Here is a 16,512-nt window from a genome sequence, read left to right on the forward strand (position 1 = left end):
CTGCGCTCGTCCGGGTGTGTGGCGTTCAACAGTCACGAGGAGATCCGCTCCTTCAGGTCCTTCAGCCAGCCGTCGATGACGGGGGCCGTCGTGTCGACGTGCTGCTCCACGATCGTGAAATGCGTGCCGGGTACGGTCGCCACGGTGTCGGCGCCCTCCCAGTCGGCCTGCCAGTCGCCGCCCTTCCCGACGCCGGCCTCCTCGCCCGCCTCGAAGAGGTCCCCGGCACGGACGAACAGCACCGGCGCCTCGATGTCGGCCTGCGTGAACTGCGGCAGCAGCTCCACGTACCGGCCCATCGCGGAGAGTTCGGCGCTGCTGAAGGAGCCGAGCGTGGCCGCCTTGTCGGGGACGGCTGACGCCATCTGGTCGAAGATCGCGTCGTTCGCCGCGCCCATGTAGTACGTGTCCAGGAGCACGAGCCCGGCCGGCCGCACCCCGTGCACCCGTTCCAGGCGGGCCGCGGTGGCGTGGGCGAGCAGGCCGCCCGAGGAGAAGCCGAGCAGGACGAACGGCTCTCCGTCCGCCGTACGCAGTACGGCCTCGGCGAGGACGTCGACGGCCGCGTCGAACGACTCCGGAAGCCACTCGCCGCGCCCGAAGCCGGGGGTCGGGATTCCGGACACCGGCACCGACAGCCGGGCCGCGAGCCGCGCGTGCTGGTGCACGCCGCCGGCGACGGTCGGGGTGCTGAGGCAGATCAGCCGGGGCGCGGGGCCATCCCCGTCCGGCTTGGTGCGTGCCCCGTACGAGACCGCCTCGGGCAGTGCGGCCAGGTCGGCGGCCGCGGCGAACGAGGGACGCAGCGCGGCCACCGCCCGCAGCATCGCCAGGCCGGGCTTGATGTTCCCCGCCATGATCGCGTCCAGGAACAGCCCGTACAGGGTGTCGTCCAGGGCGCCCGCCGCGCCCGCCGCGTCCGGGGCGGGCGCGGCGCTCTGCCCCGCGTCGCTCCCTTCGGCGGCCAGCCGGCCGGCGAGCAGGCGGGCCAGGTCGAGCGGGTTCTTGCTGTCGAAGACCACCATGGCGGGGAGGGCGAGCCCGGAGGCCGCGTTGAGCCGGTTGCGGAGTTCGACGGCGGTCAGCGAGTCGAATCCGGCCTCCAGGAAGCCCGCTTCGGCGTCCACGGCTCCGGCGTCGGCGTGCCCCAGGACCTCGGCGGCATGGTTCAGCACCTCGTCCAGCACGGCCTTGAGCCGGGCCGCCTCGTCGAGCCCGCGCACCCTCTGGGCGAGCCCGCCGGTCTCCCGGGCCACGGCCGCCGCACCGGCCCGCCGGCGCCCGGCGGGGGCCAGGGCCCGCAGCAGCGCGGGCACCTCGTCGGTGCGGGCCCGCAGCGCGGCCAGGTCGACGCGGAGCGGGACGAGCGCCGGGGCGTCGGCGGCGACCGCCGCGTCGAACAGCCACAGGCCCTCCTCCTCGGTGAGCGCCGGGGTTCCGGTGCGCCGCATCCGCTGGAGGTCGGCCTCGCCGAGCCACTGGCTGAGCCCGGTCTCGGTGGCCCAGAGCCCGAACGCCATGGAGGTGGCGGCGAGCCCCTGGGAGCGGCGGTGGGCGGCGAGCGCGTCGAGGAAGACGTTGGCCGCCGCGTAGTTGCCCTGACCGGCGGCCATGACGAGGCCGCCCGCCGAGGAGAACAGCGCGAACACGGACAGGTCGAGGTGGGCGGTCAGCTCGTGCAGGTGCCAGGCGGCGTCCGCCTTGGCCCGCAGCACGTGGTCCATCTGCTCGGGGGTGAGCGCCCCGACGAGCCCGTTGTGGGCGACGCCCGCCGCGTGGACGATCCCGCGCAGCGGGTGTTCCGGGTCGATGCCCGCGAGCAGCGCGGCCACGGCCGCCCGGTCCGATACGTCGCACGCGGCGATCTCCACCTGGGCGCCGAGCGCGGCCAGTTCGCCGCGGAGCCCGGCCGCGTTGGGAGCCGCGAGCCCGCGCCGCCCGGCGAGCACCAGGTGCCGTACGCCGTGCTCGGTCACCAGGTGCCGCGCGACGATCGCCCCGAGGCCCCCGGTGCCGCCGGTGATCAGGACGGTCCCCTCGGTGTCCCACGGCGTGTCGCCGCCGGGCGCCGAGGACCGGGCGAGCCGGGGCGCGAGCACCTTGCCGCCGCGCACGGCGAGTTCGGGTTCGTCCGAGGCGAGGGCCGCGGCGAGCACCCGGGGTGCGGGTTCGCCCGCCTCCAGGTCGAGCAGCGCGAACCGCCCCGGGTTCTCCGCCTGCGCGGCCCGCACCAGACCCCACACCGGGGCCTGCCGTACGTCGACCGGGTCACCGTCCGCGACGGCCGCGGCCGCCCGGGTCACCAGCACCAGCCGCGACCGTGCGAACCTCGGCTCGGCCAGCCACTGCTGCACGGCGGCCAGTGCCCCGTCCACGGCGGTACGCGTCCCCGCCGGCACCTCGTGCCCGCCGCCGGCCCCGTCCGCGAGGACGGGCAGCAGCACCAGGTCCGGTACGGCGTCGCCGAGCGCGTCGAGCCCCGCGACCACCGGCACCCCGGCGACCTCCAGGCCCGGTCCGGCGACCGCCCAGTCGCCGCGCGGCCCGTTGCCGCCGCCGACCGGCTGCCACTCGACGGCCAGCAGCGCCTCCCGGAACCCGCCGCCGCCCAGCTGCTGGGCGGCCACCGGCCGCAGTCGCAGCGCCTCCACCGAGGCCACGGGCGCCCCGGCCGGGTCGCTCAGGTCCAGGCGCACCGCGTTGCGCACGCCCTCGACCGGGGCGAGCCGGACCCGTACGGCGGTCGCGGACGCGGCGTGCAGGGTGACACCGGCCCAGGAGAAGGGGAGCAGTGCCTGCCCCTCGTCGTCCTCCGCGCCGAGCCCGCCGAAGCCGAGCGCGTGCATGGAGGCGTCGAGCAGCGCCGGGTGCAGGCCGAAGCGGCCGGCGTCCGGGTGCGCCTGCTCGGGCAGCGCGATCTCGGCGTACAGCGCGTCGCCGTGCCGCCAGGCCGCTGTCAGCCCCTGGAACACCGGGCCGTAGCCGAACCCGCGTTCCTGGAGGCCGTCGTACAGGCCGTCGGCGTCCAGCGCCTCGGTGCCGGCGGGCGGCCACTCGGTGAGCCCGTCGCCCGCGTCCCCGCCGGTGGGGGCGAGGACGCCGTCCGCGTGCCGGGTCCACGGCTCCTCGGGGTGGCTCTCGGGCCGCGAGTACACGCGTACCGTGCGCCGGGCCTGCGCGTCGGGCTCGCCGACGACGACCTGGAGCGAGACCCCGCCGCGCTCCGGCAGGACCAGCGGCGCGTACAGCGTCAGCTCCTCCAGCAGCCCGCAGCCCACGTGGTCGGCGGCCTGGAGGGCAAGCTCCACGAAGCCGGTGCCGGGGAGCAGGACGGAGCCGTGCACGGCGTGGTCGGCCACCCAGGGCTGGGCGTCCAGGGAGACCCTGGCGGTGAACGTCACGGCCTCCGAGTCGGGGGACGCCACGACCGCCGCGAGCAGCGGGTGGTCGAACGCGTCCTGCCCGACGGCGACGGCATCGGTGGCCGGCTTGGCCGCGTCCACCCAGTAGCGGCTGCGCTGGAAGGGGTACGTGGGCAGAGCGACCCTGCGGGCGCCGGTACCGGCGTAGAACGCCTCCCAGTCCACCCGGGCCCCGTCCGCGTACAACCGGCCGAGGGCCGTGGCCAGGGCCTCGGGCTCGGGACGGTTCCGGCGCACGGACGGTACGAGGACCGCCTCGCCGCCGTTGCCCTCGCCCTGGGCCAGGACCTGCTGGGCGAGCCCGGTCAGGACGCCGTCCGGCCCGATCTCCAGGAACCGGGTCACGCCGTGGCGCTCCAGCGCCTCCACGGCGGCCACGAACCGCACGGCCTCGCGGACCTGGCCGACCCAGTACTCCGGGGCCCGCCAGTCGGTCGACAGCTCGCCCGTGACGGTGGAGACGACCGGGACGCGCGGCTCGGAGAACGTCAGCTCTGCCGCCACCGCACGGAACGCGTCGAGCATCGGCTCCATCAGCGCGGAGTGGAACGCGTGCGAGACGGCGAGGCGGGTCGTCTTACGACCCAAGGGGGCGAAGTGCTCACCCACTGCCAGGACTTCGGACTCGACGCCCGACACCACGACCGCCTGCGGCCCGTTGACGGCTGCGATGGATACGCCGTCGGTGAGGAGGGGCAGGACTTCGGCCTCGGTCGCCTGCACGGCCACCATCGCGCCACCGGCCGGCAGCGCCTGCATCAGACGGCCCCGGGCGACGACCAGACGCGCCGCGTCCGCGAGGGAGAGCACCCCCGCCACGTGCGCGGCGGCCAGTTCACCGATCGAGTGGCCGGCGACGGCGTCCGGGGTGACCCCCCACGCCTCGACCAGCCGGAACAGCGCCACCTCGAACGCGAACAGCGCGGGCTGAGCGAACGCGGTCCTGTTCAGTTGGGCCGCGTCTTCCCCCCAGACCACCTCGCGCAACGACATCCCCAGGTGCGGGTCGATCTCCGCGCACACCGCGTCGAACGCCTCCGCGAACACCGGAAACGCCTCGTACAACTCACGGCCCATCCCGAGCCGCTGGGCGCCCTGCCCCGTGAACAGGAACGCCGACTTCCCGCTCCGGCGTGCCTGCCCGCTCGCCACGGCGGGGGCGTTGCGCCCCTGGGCCAGGGCGGTCAGGCCGCGCAGCAGTTCCTCGGTGTCGGCGCCCACGACGACCGCCCGGTGGGCGAACGCGGTGCGGGTGGAGGCCAGCGACAGGCCGAGGTCGGCCGGTGCGGGCGCGGGCTCGTCCATGATCCGGTCCATCAGCCGCTCGGCCCGGGCGGCCAGGGCCTGCTGGCTCTTCCCGGACAACACCAGGGGGAAGACCGGGAGTTCGTGGCCCTCGGTGGACTCTGCCGCCGGCTCGGGCGCCTCCTCCACGATCACATGGGCGTTCGTGCCGCTGATGCCGAAGGAGGAGACACCGGCCCGGCGCGGGTGCCCCTCCGGCTGCCAGGCGCGGGCCTCGGTGAGCAGGGCGACGTTTCCGGCGTCCCAGTCGACCTGGTCCGAGGGCGCGTCCACGTGGAGGGTCTTCGGCAGCACGCCGTGGCGCATCGCCAGGACCATCTTCATGACCCCGGCGATGCCCGAGGCCGCCTGGGTGTGGCCCATGTTGGACTTGATGGACCCGAGCCACAGGGGCAGGTCCTCCGGGCGCCCCTGGCCGTAGGTCGCGAGCAGGGCCTGCGCCTCGATGGGGTCGCCCAGGGTCGTGCCGGTGCCGTGCGCCTCTACCGCGTCGACCTCCGCCGCCGTCAGGCCCGCGTTGGCCAGGGCCTGGCGGATCACGCGCTGCTGGGAGGGGCCGTTGGGGGCGGTCATCCCGTTGCTGGCGCCGTCCTGGTTGAGGGCGGAGCCCCGGAGGACGGCGACGACGGGGTGGCCGTTGGCGCGGGCGTCGGACAGCCGCTCCAGGAGCAGGACGCCCGCGCCCTCGCCCCAGGCGACGCCGTCGGCCGAGGCGGCGAAGGACTTGGACCGGCCGTCGGGGGCGAGCCCGCGCTGCCGGCTGAACTCGATGAACATGCCCGGGGTGCCCATGACGGCGACCCCGCCGGCCAGGGCCAGCGAGCATTCGCCGGAGCGCACGGCCTGGGCGGCCATGTGGAGTGCGACGAGGGAGGAGGAGCACGCCGTGTCGACGGTGACGGCCGGTCCCTCCAGGCCCAGGGTGTAGGCGGTGCGGCCGGAGACGAGGCTGCCGCCACTGCTGGCCGCGGCCTCCACACCGAGCGCGTAGTCGTGGTACATCACCCCGGCGAACACCCCGGTCGAGGACCCCTTGAGCGTCGTCGGGTCGATCCCGGCCCGCTCGATCGCCTCCCAGGAGACCTCCAGGAGCAGCCGCTGCTGGGGGTCGGTCATCAGCGCCTCGTTGGGGCTGATCCCGAAGAACACCGGGTCGAAGTCGGCCGCGTCGTACAGGAAGCCGCCTTCGCGGGCGTACGTCCGGCCGGGCGTGCCCGGCTCGGGGTCGTACACCTCCGCGTCCCAGCCCCGGTCGGCCGGGAAGTCGCCGATGGCGTCGACCCCGTCCGCGACGAGCCGCCACAGCTCCTCCGGCGTCGTCACCCCGCCCGGGTAGCGGCAGCCCATCCCGACGATGACCACCGGGTCGTCCTCCCCGTCCGCCCCGCCGCCTGCGCGCAGGGCACGGGCGGGTACGGGCAGGGCACGGTCCGAGCCGACCACCTCGTCGCCCATGTACGCGGCGACGGCGTGCGCGGTCGGGTAGTCGAAGATCAGCGTGGCGGGCAGCCGGAGACCGGTCACCGCACCGAGCCGGTTGCGCAGTTCGACGGCGGCGAGCGAGTCGAAGCCCAGCTCGCTGAAGGCCCGCTCCGGCTCGATCGCGTCGGCGGACGCGTGCCCGAGCACACCGGCCACGTGCGTCCGTACGAGATCGAGCAGGGCCGCGGCCCGCGCGGTCGCGTCGAGCCCCGCCAGCCGGGCGAGGAGCCCGTCGCCGCCGTCCGTGGACTGGGCGGCGGTACGGCGTACGGGGACGCGGACCAGGCCCCGCAGCAGGGACGGGAGTTCGGTGGCGCGGGCGCGCAGGACGTTCGTGTCGACCCGGAGCGGAACGGTGGCCGCAAGGCCCGACGCCAGCGCGGCGTCGAACAGGGCCAGGCCCTCCGCCTCGGACAGCGCGGGCAGCCCCTGGGCCGCCATGCGCTCCTCGGCCGGGCCCAGCATGTCGGCGCTGGTCATCCCCGTGTCGACGCCCCAGAGCCCGAAGGCCATGGCGCACGCGGGCAGGCCCTCGGCCCGGCGCTGAGCGGCGAGGGCGTCGAGGAAGACGTTGGCCGCCGCGTAGTTGCCCTGCCCGGCGGCCAGGACGAGGCCGCCTGCGGACGAGAACATCACGAAGGCGGACAGGTTCAGGTCGCGGGTCAGCTCGTGCAGGTGCCAGGCGGCGTCCACCTTCGGGCGCAGGACCGCGTCCACCCGCTCGGGGGTCAGCGAGCCCACCACGCCGTTGTCCACGACACCGGCCACATGGACGACACCGGAGAGCGGACGTGCCGGGTCGACGGACCCGATCACCGCACCCAGCGACTCCCGGTCCGCCACGTCGCACGCGGCGATCTCGACCGAGGCGCCCAGCCCGGACAGCTCGGCCACCAGGCCGGAGACACCGGGCGTATCGGCGCCCCGGCGTCCGACCAGCAGCAGACTCCGTACGCCGTGCTCGGACACCAGGTGGCGGGCCACACGGGCACCCAGACCGCCCGTACCCCCGGTGATCAGTACGGTCCCGTCCGCGTCCCACACCGGAGCCGCCGCCTCGTCACCCGAAGCGGCCGGGACCAGTCGCGGAACCCGCACCTCGCCCTCGCGCACCACCAACTCCGGCTCCCCCAGAGCCACCACCTGCCCCAGCGGCACCGAGCCGTCGGAGTCGACCAGCACGAACCGGCCCGGGTTCTCCGCCTGCGCCGACCGCACCAGACCCCACACCGGGGCCTGCCGCACATCGACCGGCTCGCCCTCGGCCACGGCCACCGCGCCACGCGTGACGACGGCCAGCACAGCGCCCTCGGGCCGGTCCACCGACAGCCACTCCTGCACGGCTCCCAGCGCACGCCCGACCAGGCCGTGCACGGCACCCGGCACGTCCGCGCCCCCGTGCCCGTCCGCCACCGCACACTCGAACACGGCGGGGTCCGGTGCGGGGGTGTTCGTGACCGGCAGCGGGTTCCAGGCGATACGGAAGAGCGAGTCGTTCCCGCCCGCGTTGAGCTGCTCCGTGGAGACGGGCCGGCCGACGACCGCGCCCACGGTGGCCACGGGGGCCCCGGTGGCGTCCGCGACCTGCAAGGACAGGGATTCCGGGGTGGGCTGCGTGATGCGTACCCGCACGGCGCAGGCGCCCGCCGCGTGCAGGGTCACCTCGCGCCAGACGAAGGGCAGGACGGTCTCGTCGCCGCCGGTGCCGTTGACGAGGGCCGCGTGCATGGCGGCGTCCAGGAGCGCCGGGTGGAGCCCGAACTCCTCGGCCTCCGCGTGCGCCTGCTCCGGCAGTGCGACCTCCGCGTACAGCACGTCGTCCACTCGCCAGGCGGCCTTGAGGCCCTGGAACGTCGGCCCGTACCCGAAGCCACGCTCGCGCAGCCCCTCGTAGGCGCCGTCCAGGGACAGTTCCTCCGCCCCGGCGGGCGGCCAGGCCGAGAGGTCGAACGCGGTGGGCTCCGTACCGGGGGCGAGTACGCCGTCCGCGTGCAGGGTCCACGCCAGGTCCGGGCGGTCCTCGGCGCGCGAGTAGACGCTCACCGAGCGCCGGGCGGAGGCGTCGGCGGCACCGACGACCATCTGCACGGTCACCGCCCCGCGCTCGGGAAGGATGAGCGGCGCCTGCAGGGCCAGCTCCTCCAGCACCGCGCAGCCGACCTGATCACCTGCCCGGATCGCCAGCTCGACAAAGCCGGTGCCCGGCAGCAGGACGCTCCCGAGAACGTCGTGGTCCACGATCCAGCCGTGCGTCCCGGCGGACAGCCGGCCGGTGAACGTGACCACATCGGTGTCCGGGGACGGCACCACCGCACCCAGCAGCGGATGCCCGGCATCGGCCAGCCCGGCCGTCGCCATGCTGCTGCCACCGCCGCCGATCCAGGAGTTGGCCAGGTACTCGTCCATGCCGACCCAGTAACGGGTGCGCTGGAAGGCGTACGTGGGCAGCTCGACCCTGCGGGCGCCGGTACCGGCGTAGAACGCCTCCCAGTCGACCCGGGCCCCGTCCGCGTACAGCCGGCCCACGGCCGCGAGCAGCGACTCGGGCTCGTCGCGCTTCTTGCGTACCAACGGTACGAAAGTGCTGTCTTCGGCGGTGGCGGAGCCGGCGCCGAGCGCGGTGAGCACCGCCTCCGGGCCGATCTCGATGAACGTACGCACGCCGAATGCCTCGGCGGCCACGACCGCGTCAGCGAAACGGACGGCCTCGCGCACCTGGCCGACCCAGTACTCCGGGGACTGCCAGGCGGTCGACAGCTCACCGGAGACGGTCGAGACGACCGGGATGCGCGGCTCGGAGAACGTCAGCTCTGCCGCCACCGCACGGAACGCGTCGAGCATCGGCTCCATCAGTGCGGAGTGGAACGCGTGCGAGACGGCGAGGCGGGTCGTCTTACGACCCAGAGCGGCGAAGTGCTCACCCACTGCCAGGACTTCGGACTCGACGCCCGACACCACGACCGCCTGCGGCCCGTTGACGGCTGCGATGGATACGCCGTCGGTGAGGACGGCAAGGACTTCGGCCTCGCTCGCCTGCACGGCCACCATCGCGCCACCGGCCGGCAACTCCTGCATCAGACGGCCCCGGGCGACGACCAGCCGCGCCGCATCCGCGAGGGAGAGCACACCCGCCACATGCGCGGCGGCCAGCTCACCGATCGAGTGCCCGACCACCATGTCCGGCGTCACGCCCCACGCCTCGACCAGCCGGAACAACGCCACCTCGAACGCGAACAACGCGGGCTGCGTGAAGGACGTGGCATTCAGCGCCTCCGCGTCTTCCCCCCACACCACCTCACGCAACCCCGTACCAAGATGCGCGTCCACCTCCCCGCACACCGCATCGAACGCCTCCGCGAACGCCGGGAACGCCTCGTACAGCTCACGGCCCATCCCGAGCCGCTGCGCGCCCTGCCCCGTGAACAGGAACGCCGACTTTCCGGTCGCACGCGCGGACCCCTTCACCAGGCCCGGGTGGTCCTCGCCCGCAGCGAGCGCGGCGAGGGCGGCCGTGCGGTCGCCGAGGACGACGGCCCGGTGCTCGAACGCGGGCTTCGACGTCACCAGGGAGTAGCCGATGTCCTCGGCCCTGTGGTCACCGGCCACGGTCAGCAGGTGTTCCGCCTGGCCGGCCAGGGCCTCCGCGCTCTTGGCGGACACCACCCAGGGGGCGGCGGGGAGTTCGGCCCCTTCCCCGGCCTCGGCCTCCGGAACCCCGGGAGCCTCTTCCACGATGACGTGGGCGTTCGTGCCGCTGATGCCGAAGGAGGAGATGCCCGCGCGCCTCGGGTGGCCGGCCGGCTGCCACTCCCGGGCGCTGGTCAGCAGTTCCACCTCTCCGGCGGACCAGTCGATCTGGTCCGAGCGCTCCTCCGCGTGCAGGGTCGGCGGGAGCACACCGTGGCGCATCGCCATGACCATCTTGATGATGCCCGCGACACCGGCCGCCGCCTGCGTGTGGCCCATGTTCGACTTGATGGAGCCGAGCCACAGGGGCCGGCCCTCCTCGCGGCCCTGGCCGTAGGTGGCGAGCAGGGCCTGCGCCTCGATGGGGTCGCCCAGGGTCGTGCCGGTGCCGTGCGCCTCGACCGCGTCGACCTCGGCGGCCGTCAGGCCCGCGTTGGCCAGGGCCTGGCGGATGACGCGCTGCTGGGAGGGGCCGTTGGGGGCGGTGAGGCCGTTGCTGGCGCCGTCCTGGTTGAGGGCCGAGCCACGGACCACGGCGAGGACCGGGTGGCCGTTGCGGCGGGCGTCGGACAGGCGCTCAAGCAGGAGCATGCCCGCGCCCTCGCCCCAGCCGGTGCCGTTGGCGCCGATGCCGAAGGACTTGCAGCGGCCGTCCGGGGCGAGGCCCCGCTGCCGGCTGAACTCCACGAAGACCTCGGGGGTCGCCATGACCGCGACCCCGCCCGCCAGGGCCAGCGAGCACTCGCCGGAGCGCAGCGCCTGGGCCGCCATGTGGAGGGACACCAGCGAGGACGAGCACGCCGTGTCGACCGTGACGGCCGGGCCCTCCAGGCCGAACACGTACGAGACGCGCCCGGAGGCGATGGCGCCCGTGCTGTTGTTGGCCGCGTAGTCGTGGTACATCATCCCGGCGTAGCAACCGGTCATGCTGGAGCGCAGGGTCTCCGGGTCGATCCCGGCCCGTTCGAACGCCTCCCAGGCCGTCTCCAGGAGCAGGAACTGCTGCGGGTCCATGGTGGCGGCCTCGTTGGGGCTGATCCCGAAGAACGCCGGGTCGAACTCACCGGCCTCGTGCAGGAACCCGCCCTCGTTGGCGTAGCTGGTGTGCGGGCGCTCGGCGGCCGGGTCGTACACCCGGTCCAGATCCCAGCCCCGGTTGGCGGGGAAGTCCGACACCGCGTCCACGCCGTCCGCGACGAGCTGCCACAGCTGCTCGGGGCTGCGTACCCCGCCCGGGTAGCGGCATGCCATGGAGACGATCACGATCGGGTCGTCGTCTTCCCCGGTGGCACCGGCCGCATGCCCGGCGGGGCTCACTTCGGCGACGGAGCCGTCGAGTTCGCCGAGCAGGTGCCGGGCCAGGGCGCGCGGGCTGGGGTAGTCGAAGGCCAGGGTCGCGGGCAGCCGGACCTCGGCGGCGGCGCTGACGGCGTTGCGGAACTCGACGGCCGTCAGTGAGTCGAAGCCCAGCTCGCTGAAGGCGCGGGTCTCGTCCACGGCGTCGGCGTCCGGGTAGCCGAGCGCCGTCGCGACCTGGGTGCGGACCAGGTCGAGCAGGACGCGTTCCCGCTCCTCCCGGTCGAGCCCGGCCAGCCGGCCGCGCAGCGCCCCGGCCGCCTCCGGCGCGGAGACGGCGGCGCGCCGGGCCCGTACGCGTACCAGCTTGCGGAAGAGCGGCGGCAGCGCCTCGCCCGCCTCGGCGAGGGTGCGTACGTCCAGCCGGATCGGCAGGACCACGGGCGCGTCGACCGTCAGGGCCCGGTCGAAGAGGTCCAAGCCGTACGCGGAGGTGAGGGCGCCGATGCCGGTGCGGCTCATGCGCTGGAGGTCGGCGTCGGTCAGGGTGCCGGACATGCCGCTCGCCCACAGGCCCCAGGCGAGGGAGCGGGCGGGCAGGGCGTGGGCGGTGCGGTGGGTGGCGAGCGCGTCGAGCAGGGCGTTCGCGGCGCCGTAGTTGGCCTGGCCGGGGACGCCCAGCACGCCGGTGGCGGAGGAGAACAGGACGAACGCCGACAGCTCCAGGTCCCGGGTCAGCTCGTGCAGGTGGAGTGCGGCATCGGCCTTGGCCCGCAGGACGGTGTCCAGGCTCTCCGGGGTCAGCGAGGCGATGAGCGTGTCGTCCAGGACACCGGCGAGGTGGACGACACCGGTCAGCGGCACTCCGGCGAGGGCGGCGGCCAGGGCGTCGCGGTCCGCGACGTCGCAGGCCGCGACCGTGACCTCCGCCCCCAGCTCGCGCAGCTCGGCGCAGAGCTCCGCCGCGCCGGGGGCGTCCGCACCGCGCCGGGAAACCAGCAGGAGACTCCGTACGCCGTGCGCCCGCACCAGCTGCCGGGCCACCAGGGTGCCGAGTGCGCCGGTCGCGCCCGTGACCAGGACCGTGCCGTTCCCGAAGTCGGGGCGGATGCGCGTCTCGGGGTCGTCCGTGAGGCGGACGAGGCGGGCGCCGTACACGGTCGTGCCGCGTACGAGGGTCTGGGACTCGCCGCCGGCCAGCGCGGCGGCGGCCTGTGCGTCTTCCGCGAGGTCGTCCAGGTCCGCGAGGAGGACCCGCCCGGGGTGCTCGGCCTGCGCGGAGCGCACCAGCCCCCAGACTGCGGCCCCGGCCAGGTCCGTGACGTCCTCGCCGGGCTCGCCGCCACGGGCGACCGCGCCGCTGGTGGCGACGAGCAGGCGGGAGGTCGCGTACCGGTCGTCGGTGAGCCAGTGCTGAAGTGCGGCAAGGATCTCGGTGGTGGCGGCACGGACGGTTGCCGGGTCCGTGCCGGTGTGCCGGGAACGCAGGACGACGCTCTCGGGCACGGGCCCGTCCGCGCGCAGGCCGGACCAGTCGACGGGTGCGGACCCCGTCTCGGCTGCCGGGAGTTCGGCCCAGTCCAGGCCGAACAGCGACTCGTGGGCGACCGTGCGGGCGGCGGCCAGCTGCTCGGCGGAGACCTCACGCAGGACGAGCGCGTCGACGGACAGCACGGGCCGGCCCGTCTCGTCGGCGACGGACAGGGCGACGGCACCCGCGCCGTCCGGGGCGATCCGGACCCGCAGCCGTCCGGCACCGGAGGCGTGCAGCCGGACACCGGTCCACACGAACGGCAACACCGGGCCACTGGCATCGGCGAAGAGGTCCGTGAACACGGAACCGTGCAGGGACGCGTCCAGCAGCGCCGGGTGCAGCCCGAACGCCGCGGCGTCCGCCCGCGCCCGCTCGGGCAGGGCGATCTCGGCGTAGATCTCGGTCCCGGACCGCCAGGCGGCCGTCAGCCCCCGGAAGGCCGGCCCGTACGCGAGACCGGCCTCGGCCAGGGACGCGTACACCCCGTCCGTGTCGACGGGCTCGGCACCGGCGGGCGGCCAGGCGGCCAGGTCGAAGGGGGCCGGGTCCGCGGTGGTGGCCGCCAGGACCCCGGCCGCGTGGAGCGTCCACGGCTGGTCGGGCTGGTCGTCGCGGCGGGAGTGCACGCTGACCGGGCGCCGCCCGGAGGCGTCCGCCGCGCCGACCTCGACCTGGAGGGCGACGGCACCGCGTGCGGGCAGCACCAGCGGGGCCTGGAGCATCAGCTCTTCGAGCGATTCGCAGCCGACCTGGTCCCCGGCCCGGACGGCGAGTTCGACGAACCCGGTTCCGGGGAAGACCACGGAGTCCCCCACGACGTGATCGGCGAGCCACGGCTGCGCCGACACGGAGACCCTGCCGGTCAGGACGACACCGCCGGAGTCCGCGAGCGAGACGACCGCGCCGAGCAGCGGGTGCCCGGCGGCGGCGAGACCGGCGGCGGAGACGTCCCCGGTCGAGCCGCTGCCCTCGACCCAGTAGCGGGAGCGCTGGAAGGCGTACGTGGGCAACTCGACCCTGCGGGCGCCGGTACCGGCGTAGAACGCCTCCCAGTCCGGGCTGACACCGGTCGTGTACAGCCGGCCCAGGCCCGCGACCAGCGCCTCGGACTCGGGCCGGTCCTTGCGCAGCAGCGGGACGAACGTGGTCGCCTCGTCGGTGGCCGACCCGGCCCCGAGCGCGGTGAGCACCGCGTCCGGGCCGATCTCGATGAACGTACGGGCGCCGAACGCCTCGGCGGCGACGACCGCGTCCGCGAAACGGACGGGCTGCCTGACCTGGTCGACCCAGTACTCCGGGGACTGCCAGGCGGAGGAGGCGGCCCCGGTGACGGTGGAGACGACCGGGATGCCCGGTTCCGCGTATGCCAACCCGCCTGCGACCGACCGGAGCTCGTTGAGCATCGGCTCCATCAGCGCCGAGTGGAACGCGTGCGAGACGGCGAGGCGGCTGGTCTTGCGGCCGATGGCTGAGAAGTGCTCGCCCACGGCCAGGGCTTCCGCTTCCACGCCGGACACCACGACCGACTGCGGGCCGTTGACGGCTGCGATGGATACGCCGTCGGTGAGGACGGCAAGGACTTCGGCCTCGCTCGCCTGCACGGCCACCATCGCGCCACCGGCCGGCAACTCCTGCATCAGGCGGCCCCGGGCTACCACCAGCCGCGACGCATCCGCGAGCGACAGCACACCGGCCACATGCGCGGCGGCCAGCTCACCGATCGAGTGCCCGACGACGACGTCCGGGGTCACGCCCCACGCCTCGACCAACCGGAACAGCGCCACCTCGAACGCGAACAGTGCGGGCTGAGCGAACGCGGTCCTGTTCAGTTGGGCCGCGTCTTCCCCCCACACCACCTCACGCAACGCCACACCGAGATGCGCGTCCACCTCCCCGCACACCGCGTCGAACGCCTCCGCGAACACCGGGAACGCCTCGTACAGCTCACGGCCCATCCCGAGCCGCTGCGCACCCTGACCCGTGAACAGGAAGGCTGCCTTCCCCTTCGTGGCGACGCCCCGCAGCACCGCGGGGTGGGTCTCCTCCCCGGCCAGGGCCGCGAGGGCGGTCAGGGCCGCGTCGCGGGTCTCCGCGAGGACGACGGCGCGGTGTTCGAGGGCGGCGCGGGAGGTGGCCAGGGAGTACGTGAGGTCGGCGGCGCTCAGCTCCGGCGTGGCCGCGATGTGGGCGTGGACGCGGTCGGCCTGCGCGGCCAGGGCGGCCGTGTCGCGGGCGGAGAGCGGCCAGGGCAGGAGGGCGGGCAGGGGCGCGGCGGCGGTCGCGGGGGCCTCGGATGCCTCCGGGGCACCCGGGGTCTCCGTGGTCGCGGCCGGTTCCGCCGCCGGGGCCTCCTCCAGGATCACGTGGGCGTTGGTGCCGCTCACGCCGAAGGCCGAGACGCCGGCGCGGCGCGGCCGGTCCTCGGTGCGTTCCCAGGTCCGGGTCTCGGTCAGCAGGCGGACCCGGCCGGCGGACCAGTCGACGTGGCTCGACGGCTCGTCCACGTGGAGGGTCTTGGGGAGCACGCCGTGGCGCAGCGCCTCGACCATCTTGATGATGCTGCCGACGCCGGCGGCGGCCTGGGCGTGGCCCATGTTGGACTTGATGGAGCCCAGCCACAGCGGCCGGTCCTCCTCGCGCCCCTGGCCGTAGGTGGCGAGGAGGGCCTGCGCCTCGATGGGGTCGCCGAGGGTCGTCCCGGTGCCGTGGCCCTCGACCACGTCGACGTGGGTGGCGGAGAGCTGGGCGTTGGCCAGGGCCTGGCGGATGACGCGCTGCTGGGCGCGGCCGTTGGGGGCGGTCAGGCCGTTGCTCGCGCCGTCCTGGTTGACCGCGCTGCCGCGTACGACGGCGAGGACGGGGTGGCCGTTGCGGCGGGCGTCCGCGAGGCGTTCGAGGACGAGCATGCCGGCGCCCTCGGACCAGCCGGTGCCGTCCGCCGCCTCGGCGAAGGCCTTGCAGCGGCCGTCGGGGGCCAGGCCGCGCTGGCGGCTGAACGCGATGAACGGGGACGGGGTGGACATCACCATGACCCCGCCGGCCAGGGCGAGCGAGCACTCCCGCTGCCGCAGGGCCTGGGCGGCGAGGTGGAGGGAGACGAGCGAGGAGGAGCAGGCCGTGTCGATGGTGACGGCGGGACCTTCGAGGCCCAGGGTGTAGGAGATGCGGCCGGAGATGACGGCGGCGGCGTTGCCGGTGGTCATGTAGGCCTCGGCGACCTCCCCGGCCGCCCCGACGATGTACTCGTAGTCCTGGATTCCGGAGCCGGCGAACACGCCCACGGGCTTGCCGCGCAGGGACGCCGGGTCGATCCCGGCGCGCTCGATCGCCTCCCAGGACACCTCCAGGAGCAGCCGCTGCTGCGGGTCCATCGTCAGCGCCTCGTTGGGGCTGATCCCGAAGAAGCCGGCGTCGAAGTCGGCGACGTCCCGGACGAAGCCGCCCTCGTTCACGTAACTGCTGCCGGAGGCGGCGTCGGCCTCGTCGCCGCGCAGGCCGTCGAGGTCCCAGCCCCGGTCGGTGGGGAAGGTCGAGATGGCGTCCCGGCCCTCGGCGACGAGCCGCCACAGGTCCTCGGGGGTGGAGACGCCCCCCGGGTAGCGGCAGCTCATCGCCACGACGGCGATGGGCTCGTGGTCCTGGTTCTCGGCCTCCTGAAGCCTGCGCCGCGTCTGGTGCAGATCCGCCGTGACCCGCTTGAGGTAGTCGAGAAGCCGTGCGTCGTCATTGGACATGTTGGGTCCCACCGAGTCCTTGTTCATGCCGGTTCATGCCGTGAGGTCGAGT

1 protein-coding gene is annotated in these 16,512 nt (G+C 74.8%); it reads right to left on the reverse strand.

Annotated features, from left to right (window positions below):
- Positions 1-32: 32 nt before the first annotated feature.
- Positions 33-16,487 (reverse strand): type I polyketide synthase, encoded by a 16,455-nt coding sequence (locus E6P78_RS04075; RefSeq protein ID WP_136202110.1) that lies wholly within the window; start codon positions 16,485-16,487, stop codon positions 33-35.
- Between the last annotated feature and the right edge of the window lie 25 nt (positions 16,488-16,512).

The organism is Streptomyces sp. A0958 (assembly GCF_004795035.1).
In the GTDB taxonomy this organism is placed as follows: domain Bacteria; phylum Actinomycetota; class Actinomycetes; order Streptomycetales; family Streptomycetaceae; genus Streptomyces.

Bases quoted from the DNA above. Each gene is read 5' to 3' on its own strand.
- E6P78_RS04075 (WP_136202110.1), bottom strand. From the start codon at position 16,487: ATGAACAAGGACTCGGTGGGACCCAACATGTCCAATGACGACGCACGG.